Origin of the sequence: Photorhabdus sp. RM96S (assembly GCF_042879335.1) — a bacterium.
Taxonomy (GTDB): Bacteria; Pseudomonadota; Gammaproteobacteria; order Enterobacterales; family Enterobacteriaceae; genus Photorhabdus; species Photorhabdus kayaii.
In genome coordinates, this window is record NZ_JBHFKT010000002.1 from 146,819 (window position 1) to 164,035 (window position 17,217).

Genomic DNA, 17,217 nt, shown 5'->3' on the forward strand with positions numbered 1-17,217 from the left:
ATGAAAGATAACGTTGCTAAAATGAAAAATGTTCTTAAAGCTAAACTATTTTCTCCGACGTCAGAGGATATAACTAACGTAAATGATGCTTCACAACAGCTCCATAATGTGAAGAATTTCGTCACATCTAGTGAATTATTTTGGCATGAGCGTCTTGCTTCTTTAGAGGCATTCCAATTACCTTTCGAAATGACAGGGCAACAAGCGGAACCCAGATGGACAATAAGCGCCTGGCAGCCCCCACTGCCAGGAAATAGTGAAGAAGATCCATTACGGCTACTGTTACAGGCGTTTGTTATCTATCTTGCGCGTTTGACTCATCAAGCTGAATTCCAAGTTGGGTGGCGTGTGGATGAGGCAGAAGATAAACTGGATAATTTGTCGCCGGTGGTACCAATGGTGGTTGAGGTGGAGTTTGATAAGCCTTGGTGTGCGGTAGCTGACTGGATTGATGACGAGTTTGAGAGGTTGACACAGCACCATACATTTAGTTGTGATCTCCTTTCTCACTCTCCTATACTGCGTACTATTCCTGAATTAACAACAAGCCGACCGTGGCGAATTGCTATCTCTGTAATACAGGATGACAGACTGTGTAATCAGGAAGTGTCTGGTGAATTGTTGACCCTCCAGGTAAATTCGCGGGGTGGTTTTCGTTGGATCTACGATAGAAATTGCCTTAGCCCAGAAGTTGTTCTGCGGATGAGCGAACATTTACAGGTATTGGTAGCGTCAAAAAGGCGGGAAGAGGAAACCCCTATCTGGCAGCTTAATTTGCTGTCTGCGGCTGAGCGTATATTGCTACTGGAAACCTGGAACACTACAGAAAACCCCTATCCTAATCCGCTATGTATTCATCAGTTATTTGAACGACAGGTGGAGATTGTTCCAGAGACTTTGGCATTAGAATGTCAAGGGCAAATCCTCAGTTATGCTGAATTAAATGTCAGAGCCAACCGATTGGCTCATCAACTGATTGCGCTGGGCGTTACACCAGACCAGCGGGTAGTGATTTGTGTGGCACGCTCTCCGGCTATGGTGGTAGCGCTGCTCGCGGTGTTGAAAGCAGGCGGGGCGTATGTGCCGCTGGACTTAACTTATCCGGGCGAACGTTTGACTCATATGCTGAATGATGCTGCCCCATTAGTGATACTAGCTGATGAGGCAGGGCAAGTGGCGCTGGGTGAGAAAGCACTTGCTAAGTTGACTGTACTTGATCCGAATACCCAGCTAGATCAACGGGACAGTAACCCGCAGGTACCCGAATTGACGCCACACCACCTAGCGTATGTGATTTACACCTCAGGTTCTACTGGTACACCGAAAGGGGTGATGGTGGAACACCAGGCTGTTTACCAACGTATTCTGGGCTTTAATGAGGTCTATGCGGTCACGGCGCAAGACCGAATGCTGCAATTTTCATCGTTTGCATTTGATGCGTCAGTCGAGGAATTTTTCTCGTCATTATGCCATGGCGCTACGCTGGTGATGCGCGATGATAACTGGTTGTCTTCCCTACAGGCGTTTATTTCTTTAACTCAGCAAAATCGTATCACGGTGATGTCTCTGCCGACCCTGTTTTGGTCTGAACTGGCGGCCAGAGACAACGCATTACGACTACCGGAGTGTCTCAGATTAATCATTATTGGTGGTGAGGAGGTGAAAAAGCGAGCTATTCAGGATTGGTTTGCGAAGGAAACTCATCGCCCACGGTTATTGAATACTTATGGTCCGACTGAAAATACCGTGATTGCGACTTGTCAGGAGATATTATCCCCAGAGGATGATGGCTCAATTGGTCGGCCAGTAAGCAGTACTTGTATTTATTTGCTGGACAGATATGGACAACCGGTACCATTAGGTTGCATTGGCGAATTGTATATTGGTGGTGTGGGTGTCGCTCGGGGTTATCTGAACCGGCCAGAATTGACGGTTGAACGTTTCCTGCTTGACCCGTTTAGCGATAGGCACAATGCACGGATGTATCGCACTGGGGATTTGGCGCGTTATTTGCCGGATGGCAATCTGGAATTCCTGGGTCGCAATGACCAGCAGGTCAAAATCCGCGGTTTTCGCATTGAACTGGGGGAGATTGAAACCCGATTAACTGAGTATCCAACGGTACAAGAGGCAGTGGTACTGGCGTTGAATGATGGTCAGGATAAACGACTGGTCGCCTATGTGATAGCGGAAACCCATGAAGGGCTGGCGGCTGGTTTACATGCTCATCTGACTGCCATTTTGCCAGATTATATGGTGCCGTCTGTCTTTGTGCGTCTGGATACTTTCCCTCAGACTCCGAATGGTAAGCTGGATCGCCTGGCATTACCGGCACCAAGAGAGGGAGATTTTATCCGTCAGGTTTATGAAGCCCCGCAAGAGGAGGCTGAAATCGTTCTGGCGACCCTCTGGGGGGAGTTGTTGGGTATTGAGTTGATTAGCCGGCATGACAGCTTCTTTGCGCTAGGAGGCCATTCACTGCTTGGTGTGAGGATGATTGAACGTCTGCGTCACCAGGGGTTAACATTGGCGGCGCGTGATCTGTTCCAGTCTCCGGTGCTGTCAGCACTGGCCCAAACGTTGGGGCGGCATCAGGCCGTGAGGATACCGGCCAATATCATTACACCGACTACAACGGTACTGACGCCGCTGATGTTGCCGTTGATTGATTTGACTCAGGCTGACATTGACTACATTGTCGGGCAGGTACCTGGTGGAGTTACCAATATTCAGGATATTTATGCGTTGTCGCCGTTACAGGACGGAATCCTGTTCCACCATGTGCTGGAAAAGGAAGGCGATCCGTACCTGTTGATTTATCCAGTTGTCTTTGCTGATAGGTCTCTGCTGGACCGCTATCTGGCGGCGGTGCAACAGGCGGTTGATCGTCACGACATCCTGCGTACCGCTTTTATCTGGGAGGGATTATCAGTTCCAGCTCAGGTGGTTTGGCGTCGGGCGCAGTTGTCCGTGACGGAATTGACTCTGGATCCGGCTGACGGTCCTGTCATTGACCAATTAACCTGGCGTTTTGATCCGGGTCACCATCGTCTCGATCTAAGTCAGGCACCGCTACTGCACTTTGTTATCGCTCAGGAAACTGATGGTCGCTGGTTTTTACTGGAATTACAGCATCATTTGATCGGCGACCATGAAACAATGGAAGTGATGCACAATGAAGTACAGGCGTATTTTGCAGGACAGGCGGACTGTTTGCCTGCGCCGGTACCGTTCCGTAATCTGGTGGCTGAGGCCCGGCTCGGCGTGAGTCAGGCTGCACATACCCGTTTCTTTACCGAGATGTTGGCGGCGGTGGATGAACCCACGTTGTCGTTCGGGTTGGCGGACGTGCATCGTGATGGATCTCAGAAAACGGAATCCCATAGGATGTTGGCACCTGAGTTGAATGACTGTCTGCGCAATCAAGCCCGACGTCTGAACGTCAGTCTGGCGACGTTGTGTCATCTGGCCTGGGCACAAGTATTATCGCGTACCTGCGGGCAAGAGAAAGTGGTGTTTGGCACAGTACTGTTTGGGCGGATGCAGGCAGGTAAAGGCTCTGACAGTGGCATGGGATTGTTTATCAATACCCTGCCGTTGCGGTTGGATATGGATGATACTCCGGTACGGGATAGTGTGCGAAAGGTACATTTGCAACTGGCCGGGTTATTGGAGCATGAGCATTCCTCTCTGGCGCTGGCTCAACGGTGCAGCGGTGTTGCCAGCGGTACACCACTTTTTAATGCTCTGTTGAACTATCGGCATAATGAGCAGCTGGTGACTCTGGATGGAACGATGGACGGTATTGAATTCTTGGGGGAACAAGAACGGACCAACTATCCGTTTGTACTGTCGGTAGAAGATGGTGGTACTACTTTGGGTCTGACTGCTCAGGTAGTGTCACCGTTTAAGCCAGAAAAGATATGCGGTTATATGCAACAGGCGCTAGAAAGTTTGATAGAGGCTCTTGAACAAGCCCCGGTAATGCCTGTTCGGGCATTGGAAATTTTGCCGGAAGCGGAGCGTACGTTGCTGTTAAAGACCTGGAACGCCACGGAAACTGCGTATCCTGACCAATTGTGCGTTCATCAGCTGTTTGAACAACAGGTGGAGAAAACCCCTGATGCGATAGCGTTAGCATATGAAGAACAGACGCTCAATTATACCGAATTGAATGTTCGTGCTAATCAGTTGGCTCATCAGCTAATTGCATTGGGTGTAGTACCAGATCAACGAGTGGCGATTTGTGTGTCACGTTCACCGGCAATGATAGTGGGGTTGATGGCGGTGCTGAAAGCTGGTGGAGCTTATGTACCTCTGGACCCTGCCTATCCGGGTGAGCATTTGGCGCATATTCTAAGGGATGTTGCCCCAACTATTTTGCTGGCTGATAAGGTCGGGCGTGCAGCGTTGGGTGAGCAGGCACTGGCAGAGCTCACCATACTTGACCCGAATGCACTGTTTAACCTGCGGGACTGCAACCCAGAAATACCTGCATTAACCTCACGACATCTGGCGTATGTCATTTATACTTCGGGTTCGACGGGGACGCCGAAAGGGGTGATGTTGGAACATCGTGGTGTTTGCAACTACCTGCTATGGGCACTGAGTAATTACCTAACTGAAAAGCAATTTGATGGTATTGTTTCGTCGCCGCTAGCCTTTGATGCCACGGTTACCAGTCTTTACCTGCCCTTATTGTGTGGCGGCAAGATCCATTTGCTCCGTGACGGGCAGGAGCTAATTGAACTTCTCCCTGCGCTGATGTCAATGGAGTCGGGTGCTTTGGTTAAAATGACTCCTAGCCATCTTTCAGCAATGGGGCAGGAGTTGAAAACCGTGGGGCGAAAATGTCCTGCACACTGTTTTGTTGTGGGTGGGGAGACGCTACCCAGTTCTACTGTTGCACTCTGGCGAACACTATCGCCTGGATCACGTATCATCAACGAGTACGGTCCAACCGAAACCGTCGTGGGTTGTACTGTGTTTGATACCAATCATCCGAGCTGTTTTGTCGATAACATACCGATTGGTCGCCCAATTTCTAATACCCAAATCTATATTCTCGATACTCATGGGGAACCTGTTCCAATGGGTGTCGTTGGTGAGCTTTACATTGGGGGAGTCGCTGTCGCTCGTGGCTATCTGAATCAGCCGGAATTGACGGCTGAACGTTTCTTGTCTGACCCATTTAATGATAAACAGGGTGCACGAATGTACCGCACCGGAGATTTGGTTCGTTATTTACCAGATGGCAACTTGGTATTTGTTGGCCGTAATGACCAGCAGGTCAAAATCCGTGGGTTCCGTATTGAACCTGGTGAAGTTGAAACACGACTGACAGAGTACTCATCGGTACGTGAGGCGGCTGTGTTGGCGCAGGGTGAAGGGCAGGCTAAACGTTTGGTGGCTTATGTGGTGGCACCAGCAGATGACAAGTTGGTGAATAATCTACGTACTTACTTGAGTGCAGTTTTGCCTGACTATATGGTACCGTCAGCCTTTGTGCGTCTGGATGCCTTCCCGTTAACCCCGAACGGCAAGCTGGATCGCCGATTACTGCCGGTGCCAGGTGAGGAAGCCTTTGCCCGTCAGGTTTATGAAGCCCCGCAAGGGGAAACAGAAATTGCGCTGGCCGTTATCTGGCGTGAAGTCTTGGGCATTGAACAGATTAGTCGGCATGATAATTTCTTTGCCTTGGGCGGTCATTCTTTGCTGGTTATTCGGCTGATTGAGTGTTTGCGTAACCTTGGACTTACATTGGCGGCTCGTGATCTGTTCCAGTCTCCGGTGTTGTCAGCATTGGCTCGAACGCTGAGGCAGCACCAAACTGTGACGGTACCTGCTAATGTTATTACGCCGAGAACTACGGCATTAACACCGACGATGCTGCCATTGATCGAGCTGACTCAGAATGAGGTTGACTGTATCGTTGAGCAAGTACCAGGCGGGATCGCCAATATTCAGGATATCTATGCCCTGTCACCGTTACAGGATGGCATCCTGTTCCACCATTTATTGACCAACGAAGGCGACCCGTATCTCTTGGTCAGCCAGATGGCCTTTGCTGATCGTTCATTGCTGGATCGTTATCTGGCGGCAGTGCAACAGGTGGTTAATCGCCACGATATTCTGCGTACCGCCTTTACCTGGCAAGGGTTATCAGCACCGGTTCAGGTGGTTTGGCGTCAGGCACCGTTATCAATTATCGAATTGATGTTAAATTCTGCTGACGGGCCGGTTTATGAGCAACTGGCTCAACGTTTTAATCCCCGTCATTATCGTCTCGATTTAAGTCAGGCACCGCTATTGCGTTTTGTGGTGTCGCAGGAGACCGATGGTCGCTGGTTTTTACTGGAGCTACAACATCATCTGATTGGCGACCATACCACAATGAAAATGATGAATCGTGAAGTGCAGGCATATCTCACTGGACAAGGGAACAACCTGCCTGCACCGGTTCCTTTCCGTAATTTGGTAGCTGAGGCACGGTTAGGGATGAGTCAGGAAGCGCATATCCGTTTCTTTACCGACATGTTGGCGGAAGTGGATGAGCCCACATTGCCATTTGGGCTGTCGAATGTGCATCTTGATGGTTCTCAGATGACAGAGTTTCATTGGATGTTGACTGCTGAGTTAAATGACCGCCTGCGTAGTCAGGCCCGACATTTGGGCGTTAGTCTGGCGTCGTTGTGTCATCTGGCTTGGGCACAGGTGTTGTCGCGTACTAGCCAGCAAGATAAAGTGGTGTTTGGCACTGTGCTGTTTGGGCGCATGGCGGCGGGAAAAGGGGCTGATAGTGGTGTGGGACTGTTTATCAATACCTTGCCGCTGCGGTTGGATATCGATGATACCCCTGTGCGGGATAGTGTGCGGGCGGCGCATTTGCGACTGGCTGGATTGCTTGCACATGAGCATGCCTCACTGGCGATAGTCCAGAGGTGCAGTGGGGTTGCCAGTGGTATGCCGCTCTTTAGTGCTCTGTTGAACTACCGATATAGTAATGAACCGATTACTTCGGATGAAATGATGAGTGGTATTGAATTTCTGGGCGGACAAGAACAACAGGAGCGCACTAATTATCCCTTTGGGTTATCGGTGGAGGATGGGGGGGACACTTTAGGGTTGATTGCTCAGGTGGTGCAACCATTTGATCCAAAAAGAATATGTGGTTATATGCAACAGGCGTTGGAAAGTTTGGTGGAGGCCCTTGAACAAGCACCGGAAATGCCTGTTCGGGCATTGGAAGTCTTACCGGAAGCGGAGCGTACGTTGCTGTTAAAAACATGGAATGCCACGGAAACCACGGATTTTGACCTGTTATGCATTCATCAACTGTTTGAGCAGTGGGCAGCAAAAAAACCGGAGTCAATAGCGTTAGTGTATGAAGGGCAACGCCTCAGTTATGCCGAATTAAATGCCCGTGCCAACCGTCTAGCCCATCAACTGATTGAATTGGGCGTCATACCGGATCAACGGGTGGCGATTTGCGTAGTACGTTCACCGGCAATGGTGGTGGCATTATTAGCGGTATTAAAAGCCGGTGGAGCTTATGTGCCGTTGGACCCTACCTATCCGAGTGACCGTTTGGAATATATTCTGATGGATGCTGCGCCGGCTATTTTGCTGGCAGACAATGCCGGATGTACCGCGTTGAGTAAGAAGGCATTGGCAGAACGGATAGTGCTCGACCCGAATACTCTGTTTAACCAGTCGGACAGTAACCCGCAGATACCGGAATTGACCGCACAGCATTTAGCGTATGTGATTTATACCTCAGGTTCGACCGGTATGCCAAAAGGAGTCATGATCGAACATCGTGGGCTGGTCAATCTTATCCGGGATAAAATCGCCCAGTTCGATATTCACGCTGGTAGCCGGATGTTGCAGTTTGCTTCATTTAGCTTTGATGCCAGTGTCTGGGAAATCATGATGTCGCTATGCGGTGGTGCTACTCTGGACATTCCCGCCGATATCGTTCGTCAGGACCCGCATCATCTTTGGCGTTACATAGAAGAGCAGTTGGTAACGCACGCTTGCCTGACGCCAGCACTGCTTCGGGATGGCGCTGATTTACCGGCGATAACGATAAAACCGACCTTAATATTGGGAGGGGAGACCCCCAATGTGGCGCTGTTCCAGGCTTTGCGTAGTCAGGTAAACCTGTTCAATGCGTATGGACCGACAGAGATAACAGTTTGTGCTACAACTTGGCATTGTCCATCAGACTATACAGATACAGGGAGGCTTATTGGGTGCCCAGGGGCCAATACGTCGGTTTATTTATTGGATGCTGATGGTCAACTGGTGCCACTAGGAGGCGTGGGTGAGTTGTATATTAGTGGCGCAGGTGTGGCGCGTGGCTATCTGAATCGCCCTGAATTGACGGCTGAACGTTTCCTTATCGATCCATTTAGCGATAAACCGGGTGTACGAATGTATCGAACCGGAGATTTGGCCCGTTATCTGCCGGATGGCAATCTGGAATTCCTCGGCCGTAATGACCAACAGATTAAAATCCGGGGCTTCCGGGTTGAACCGGGGGAGATTGAGGCCCGGTTAGTAGAACACCCGGCGGTGCATGAAGCGGTTGTGTTGGCATTAGGTGATGGGCCGGACAAACGGTTGGTGGCTTATGTGGTGGCACCAATGGATGAGGGATTGGTGAATAATTTGCGGGCTCACCTGAGTGCCATTTTGCCGGATTATATGGTACCAGCAGCCTTTATGCGTCTGGATGCATTGCCATTAACCCCAAATGGTAAGCTGGATCGTCGGGCACTACCGGCACTGAATCATGAGGCTTTTGCCCATCAGGTTTATGCAGTGCCGCAAGGAGAAACAGAAATTGCCTTGGCGACGATTTGGTGTGAGCTACTGGAGGTTGAACAGATTGGTCGGAATGACAATTTCTTTGCGCTGGGAGGACACTCGCTGCTTGTTGTACGGATGGTTGAACGCTTGCGTCATCAAGGGTTGACTCTGGCAGTGCGTGATCTGTTCCTATCGCCGGTGCTGTTTGAACTGGCGCAAAAACTGGGGCAACATCCGATTGTGTTTGTTCCACCGAATGTCATTACATCAACGACGACGAGAATCACCCCAACGATGTTGCCGCTGATTGATCTGACTCAATCAGAGATTGACCGTATCGTTGAGCTGGTGCCGGGTGGAATGGTCAATATTCAGGATATCTATGCGTTGTCACCGTTGCAGGACGGCATTTTATTCCACCATTTACTGGCAAATGAAGGTGATCCATATTTGTTAGCCGGTCAGGTGGTCTTTGCTGACCGGTCTCTATTGGATCGCTATCTAGCGGCGGTACAACAGGTGGTTGATCGCCACGATATTCTGCGTACTGCCTTTATCTGGCAAGGGTTGTCAGTGCCGGCGCAAGTGGTCTGGCGTCAGGCGCTATTGTCAGTCACAGAACTAACGCTGGATCCGGTTGATGGGCCGGTTTGTGAGCAACTGATGCTGCGTTTTAATCCCCGTCATTATCGTCTCGATTTAAACCAGGCACCTCTGTTGCGTTTTATAGTGGTACCGGAGACTGATGGCCGCTGGTTTTTACTGGAGTTGCACCATCACTTGATTGGCGATCATACTACGCTGGATGTGATGAACCGTGAAGTACAGGCGTACCTTGCTGGACAGGAGGGCAATCTGCCAGCACCCGTTCCTTTCCGCAATCTGGTGGCGGAGGCCCGGTTAGGGGTGAGTCAGGCCGAGCATACCCGTTTCTTTACCGAGATGTTGGCGGCGGTGGATGAACCGACGCTGCCGTTCGGGCTGTCAGATGTACATCATGATGGATCTCAAGAGAGGGAATCGCACCGGACACTAACGGCCGGGTTGAATGACCGTCTTCGTCGTCAGGCACGGTGTTTGGGGGTCAGTCTGGCGGCGTTGTGTCATTTGGCTTGGGCACAGGTGTTGTCTCGTACCAGCGGGCAGGAGAAAGTGGTGTTTGGCACTGTGCTATTTGGGCGCATGGCAATAGGGGAAGGGGCTGACAGTGGGATGGGGTTGTTTATTAATACCTTGCCGCTGCGGTTGGATATGGATAATACCCCAGTACGGGACAGTGTGCAGGCGGTACATCTGCGACTGGCTGGGTTACTGGCGCATGAGCATGCTTCACTGGCGCTGGCTCAGCAGTGCAGTGGGGTTGCCCGCGGTACGCCCCTTTTTAGTGCCTTACTGAACTATCGGCATAATGATCAGCCAGTGGTTTCAGATGAAACGATAGAGGGTATTGAATTTCTTGACGGTCAGGAGCGCACTAACTATCCCTTTGGGCTGTCGGTGGAGGATGATGGCACCACGTTGGGACTGACCGCTCATGTGGTGCAGCCGTTAAATCCGGATCGGGTATGCGGTTATATGCAGCAGGCACTGGAGAGTCTGGTAGAGGCCCTTGAGCAAGCCCCGGAGACACCAGTACGAGCACTGAACATCTTGCCTGAAATGGAACGCACGTTGTTGCTGGAAACCTGGAACGTCACAGAAATTCCGTATCCTGACCCGTTATGTATTCATCAGCTTTTTGAGCAGCAGGCAGAGCAAACCCCGGGAGCGACGGCGTTAGCATATCAAGATCAGACTTTCAGTTACACCGAGTTAAATGCCTGTGCTAACCGTCTGGCCCATCAACTGATTGGGTTGGGTGTCACACCGGATCAGCGGGTGGCAATTTGCGTGACACGCTCCCCGGTGATGGTAGTGGCATTGTTGGCGGTGCTAAAAGCAGGGGGCGCTTATGTGCCGCTGGATTCAACCTACCCGGGGGAGCGTCTGGCGTATATCCTGAATGATACAACTCCGGCAGTAGTTTTGGCTGATGCGGTTGGCCGGGCGGCGTTGGGTGAAGAAGCGCTGGTCGGGTTGACGGTACTTGACCCGAATATTTTGCCTGATCAACTGGACAGCAATCCGCAAGTTCCGGCATTGACGCCCCAGCATCTGGCCTATGTGATTTACACCTCCGGCTCAACCGGGCAGCCGAAAGGGGTGATGGTAGAGCATCAGGCGGTATATCAACGGTATCTGGGTTTTAATGAAACTTATGCCGTTACCGCGCAAGACCGGATGTTGCAATTTGCTGCTTTTGCCTTTGATGTTTCCATCGAAGAATGCTTCTCGTCATTATGTAATGGTGCCACGTTGGTCATGCGGGATGATAGCTGGTTGGCTTCGGTACCGGAGTTTATTGCCTTAGTCTGGCAAAACCATATCACGGTCATGTCTTTGCCGACATTATTTTGGTCTGAACTGATTGCCAGAAATCATTCCTCACCGCTACCAGATTATCTCAGACTCATCATCATTGGCGGTGAGGCGGTCAAAAAGAACGCCGTTCAGGACTGGTTTATGCAGAAAGGCCGGCTCCCTCGGTTGTTGAACGCGTATGGCCCGACGGAAAATACCGTGACGGCCACCTGCAAGGAAATATTATCCCCAACGGATGATCATACTATTGGTCGGCCGATTAAGAATACCTGCGTCTACCTGTTGGACCGAGACGGGCAACCCGTGCCATTAGGTTGCGTTGGCGAAATGTATATTGGCGGTGTTGGGGTGGCACGGGGTTATCTAAACTTGCCGACATTGAGTGCGGAACATTTTATGCCGGATCCCTTTAGTTCGGTATCCGGTGCACGTATGTATCGTACCGGGGATTTGGCCCGATATCTGCCGGACGGTGATCTCGCGTTCTTGGGGCGTAATGACCAGCAGGTCAAAATCCGCGGTTTCCGTGTTGAACTGGGGGAAATTGAAATCCGATTAACTGAGTATCCAACGGTACAAGAGGCGGCGGTACTGGCGCTGAATGACGGTCGGGATAAACGGCTGGTCGCTTATGTGGTGGCGGGAGCCCATGAGGGGCTAGCGGCTGGCTTGCATGCTTACCTGACTGACATTTTGCCAGATTATATGGTGCCGTCGGCCTTTGTGCGTCTGGATGCGTTTCCATTGACCCCGAATGGTAAACTGGATCGCTGGGCGTTGCCGGTACCACAGGAGCAAGACCTTGCCCGCCAGATTTATGAGGCCCCGCAAGGGGAAATGGAAATGACACTGGCGGCGATTTGGCGTGAATTACTGGGGATTGAGCAGATTAGCCGGCATGACAATTTCTTTACATTGGGGGGCCACTCACTGCTCGTTGTGCGGATGATTGAGCTCCTGCGGCGTATTGGTTTGAGTATATCGATACAAACGTTGTTCCAGTATCCAACCCTCCGTGTTCTGGCCCAGTCCCAGGTTCAGTATAATGAAATCCCGGCACCTGATAACCGTATTACACCGGATACGGTGGCGTTGACGCCGGATCTACTGCCGTTGATTGACCTGACTCAGCCTGAAATTGACACCATCATCGGGCAGGTCCCGGGTGGGATCAGTAATATCCAGGATATCTATGCGCTGTCGCCGTTGCAGGACGGTATTTTGTTCCACCATCTGCTGGAGAAGGACGGTGATCCGTATTTGTTGATCAGCCAAATGGCTTTTGCTGACCGGGCGCTGTTAGATAATTATTTGACTGCGGTACAACAGATAATTGATCGGCATGATATTTTGCGTACCGCCTTTATCTGGCAAGGTTTGTCAGTGCCAGTGCAGGTAGTCTGGCGTCAGGCCCCGTTGTCAGTCACTGAATTGACGTTAGACCCGGTTGATGGGCCGGTTTGTGAGCAACTGGCTCAACGTTTTAATCCCCGCCATTATCGTCTTGATTTGGGCCAGGCCCCTCTGCTGCGTTTTGTGGTGGTACAGGAGACCGATGGCCGCTGGTTTTTACTGGAATTGCACCATCACCTGATTGGCGACCATACCACACTGGACGTGATGAACCGCGAAGTACAGGCATATCTTTCAGGTCAGGAAGACAGCCTGCCTGCGCCAGCGCCATTCCGTCATCTGGTGGCACAGGCCCGGTTGGGTGTCAGTCAGGAAGCGCATACGTGTTTCTTTACTGAAATGCTGGCGGCGGTGGAGGAACCGACGTTACCGTTCGGGCTGACGGAGGTACACCGTGATGGCTCTCAGGTGACGGAATGCCACCGGATGCTGACGAGCACACTGAATGACCGTTTGCGTCATCAGGCGAGACATCTGGGCGTCAGTCTGGCGGCCTTGTGTCATCTAGCTTGGGCGCAGGTGTTGGCGTGTACCAGTGGTCAGAAGAAAGTGGTGTTTGGTACGGTGCTGTTTGGGCGTATGCAGGCCGGGGACGGCGCGGATAGCGGCATGGGGTTGTTTATTAATACCTTGCCGTTACGGCTGGATATCGATGAGACCCCGGTACGTGACAGCGTGCAGGCTGCCCATACCCGACTGGCCGGATTATTAGCCCATGAGCATGCTTCACTGGCGCTGGCCCAGCGTTGTAGTGGTGTACCGGGTGAGATCCCACTTTTTAGTAGTCTGTTGAACTATCGACATAATGTCTTGTCGGCAACGACGGATGAACTTATCAGCGGTATTGAATTTATTGATGGACAGGAGCGAACAAACTATCCGTTTGTGCTGTCGGTGGAGGATTTTGGTGGCGCGTTGGGGCTAACCGCTCAAATTGTCCAGCCGTTTAATCCGGAAAGGATATGCGGTTATATGCAACAGGCACTGGAGAGTTTGGTGGCGGCGCTTGAGCAGGCACCGGAAACCCCGGTACGGGCACTCAACATCTTGCCGGAAACGGAACGCTTGTTGTTGGAAATCTGGAACGCTACCGAAACCCCATATCCTGAACAGTTGTGCATTCATCAATTATTTGAACAGCAGGCGGAGGAAAATCCGGGGGCTATAGCGCTCATAGCGGGAGATCAAACGCTGAGTTATGCTGAATTGAATGCCTGCGCTAATCGATTAGCCCGTCAACTGATCGAACAAGGCGTTTACCCAAATGAGCCTGTGGCAATTTTGTTAGGGCGATCGGTGGAACTGGTGGTGGCTCAGTTGGCTATTCTCAAAGCCGGGGCTATTTACGTGCCTGTTGATACCCGCGTGCCGGACGAGCGGAAAAATTGGCTAATAAACGATTGTTCAGCCAAATTGCTGCTTACTGATGCGCGGATGGATATTCCGACTGATCTGGCCGTGCCGCTGCTTCGGCTCTCAAATGACATGGGCACTATCAGGGAGGAGGATGGCCTTAACCCTGAATTGCCACATTCCAGCGCTGAACCGGCGTATGTTATGTATACCTCCGGCTCGACCGGGATACCCAAAGGGGTGGTGGTGCCGCATCGTGCTGTAGTCCGGCTGGTCATCAATAATGGTTATGCTGAAGTGGGGCCGGATGATCGGGTTGCTTTTACCGCTAATCCGGCTTTCGATGCTAGCACATTTGAAGTCTGGGCTCCGTTGCTTAATGGCGGGGAGCTGGTCATTATCGACCATACCACGTTGCTGACACCATCGGCGTTAGTGCGGGCTTTGCAGGCTCATCGCATCACGGTTCTGTGGCTGACTATTGGGCTGTTTAACCGGCTGGTGGCAGAGTTGTCCCCAGCTCTGCCGCAGATAAAGATCTTGATTTTCGGGGGAGATATTCCTGATCTGCATGTGATTGCCCAGGTTCTGGATAATCATCCGCCACAGCAATTATTGCAAGCTTATGGTCCGAGTGAGGGAACCACCTTTACGACGACATATCGTATCACTGCATTGCCTGTGGGGGCGACCAGGCTCCCCATTGGGCGGCCAATCGCTAATACGCGGGTTTATTTGTTGGATGCTGGCGGTCAGCCGGTACCGTTGGGAGTGGTCGGTGAGATTTATGTCGGAGGCGATGGGGTTGCCTGTGGGTATCTGAACCGTCCTGAGTTGACGACTGAACATTTCTTGGTCGATCCCTTTAGCAGTAAGCCGGCTGCTCGGATGTATCGCTCTGGAGATTTGGCCCGTTACCTGCCGGACGGTAATTTGGAATTTTTGGGCCGTAACGACCAGCAGGTCAAAATCCGTGGTTTCCGTGTTGAGCCGGGGGAAATTGAAGTGCGGCTAACTGCGCACCCGGCAGTGCGTGAGGCGGCGGTATTAGCGTTGGATGACGGTCAGGATAAACGGTTGATCGCCTATGTTGTGGCACCAGAGGATGACCGGTTGGTGAATAGCTTGCGTGACCACCTGAGTGCAGTTTTGCCTGACTACATGGTGCCGGCGGCCTTTGTGCGTCTGGATGCCTTCCCACTAACCCCGAATGGCAAGCTGGATCGCCGGTTGCTGCCGGTGCCAGGCGAGGCAGTCTTTGCCCGTCAGGTCCATGAAGCCCCGCAAGGGGAAACAGAAATTGCGTTGGCGGTTATCTGGCGTGAAGTTCTGGGGATGGAACAGATTAGCCGACATGATAATTTCTTTGCGCTGGGCGGCCATTCGCTATTGGCAGTGCGGATGATGAACCGGATAGCGGCGTTAGGTATCGAACTGCCACTGAGCACATTGTTTGCAGCGCCCGTTTTAATGGCTTTTGCTGAGGCAATGCGTACCCGGTTTGATGAACTGCGTAAGAGATTACCCGTCATCCTGCCGGTATCTCGTGAGGGGGTGTTGCCGCTGTCATTCGCTCAACAGCGTCTGTGGTTCCTCGCGCAGTTTGAGGGGGTCAGTGATGCCTATCATATTCCGATGGCACTGCGCTTGTGTGGCCAATTAGATATCGTTGCCTGGCAACAGGCGCTTAACACGTTATTTGCCCGTCATGAAGCGTTACGTTCTGTTTTCGTTTCTGTTGGCGGTCAGCCACAAGTGCAACTGTTGGCTGCGGACAGCGGGTTACCGTTGTCTCAGTATGACCTGCGTGGGGTACCGGATGCTGAAGCTATGCTTGAACACCTGAGTATCGGAGAAGCTCGCACGTCATTTGACCTCAGTCATGGCCCGCTTATCCGAGCTGCGCTTATCCGGCTTACGGACGACGAATACCAGTTCCTGCTTACCCAGCATCATATTGTGTCGGATGGCTGGTCTGTAGGCGTGCTGATCCGTGAACTGAGTCAGCTCTATACGGCTTTTCTGGCGGGGCAGTGTGATCCATTGCCACCGCTGGCGATTCAGTATCCTGATTACGCCGCCTGGCAGCGTCAGTGGCTGTCGGCTGAACGGGTCCTGGCTCAATCGGATTATTGGCGTACCGTACTGGCTGACGCGCCAGTGCTGCTTGATTTACCAACCGATCGGCCTCGCTCGCCTCAGCAGTCGTTTGCCGGGCATGTTGTGCCCATTGATCTGGATACGGAATTAACGACAGCGCTTAAGCACCTGAGTGAACAGCAAGGCGTCACGTTATTTATGACGCTGTTGTCAGCCTGGGCGACGGTCCTGTCACGCTTGTCAGGTCAGGAGGCGGTGGTTATCGGCACCCCGAGTGCGGGCCGCAGTCGCCAGGAAGTGGAATCCTTGATCGGTTTCTTTGTTAATACGCTGGCTTTGCGTATTGATTTATCGGGTGCGCCGAATGTGATTGAGTTGCTGGCGCGTGTGCGGCAAACCGCTTTGGCGGCACAGGGATATCAAGATTTGCCGTTTGAACAGGTAGTGGAAGTTGTGCAGCCACCACGCAGCTTGGCGCATACCCCGTTGTTTCAGGTAATGTTTGCCTGGCAAAACAATGAGAGCCCGGCATGGGAACTGCCTGAATTGGCTGTCTCGCTTGTTGATACTGCTTTTGACACAGTTAAGTTTGATCTAGAACTAGAACTGTCTGAAGAGGAAGGCCGGATTGTGGGTGCGTTAGGTTATGCTACGGCCCTGTTTGATCAATCAACCATCGAGCGTTATGTAGGGTATTTTCACGCGGTACTGCAAGCGATGGTGGCTGATGCTGAACAGCGGGTTGGGGAAATTGATATCCTGACACCGGCAGAGCGCGGACTGTTGCTGGCAACCTGGAACGCGACGGAAACCGCGTATCCTGACCAGTTATGTATTCATCAATTATTTGAGCAACAGGCGGAGAAAACGCCGCAGGCTACCGCGCTTATCGCAGGGGATCAAACGCTGAGCTATGCTGAATTGAATGCCCGTGCTAATCGGTTAGCCCGTCAGTTGATCGCACAAGGCGTATGCCCAGATGAGCATGTTGTGATCTTGCTAGAACGATCGATTGAATTGGTGGTGGCTCAGTTGGCTATTCTCAAAGTTGGTGCCGTTTATGTCCCTGTTGATCCCAGCGTGCCGGATGAGCGGAAAAATTGGCTGATAAACGAT

1 protein-coding gene (running past one end of the window) is annotated in these 17,217 nt (G+C 51.8%); it reads left to right on the forward strand.

Translation table 11 applies throughout. From position 1 onward, the window contains the following. Positions 1 to 17,217: the 5' portion of a non-ribosomal peptide synthase/polyketide synthase gene (locus ACGF49_RS02000; RefSeq protein WP_387489280.1), read on the forward strand. 11,883 nt of this gene lie beyond the right edge of the window; the window shows 17,217 of its 29,100 coding nt (coding positions 1–17,217); the start codon lies at positions 1 to 3; its stop codon lies beyond the right edge, outside the window.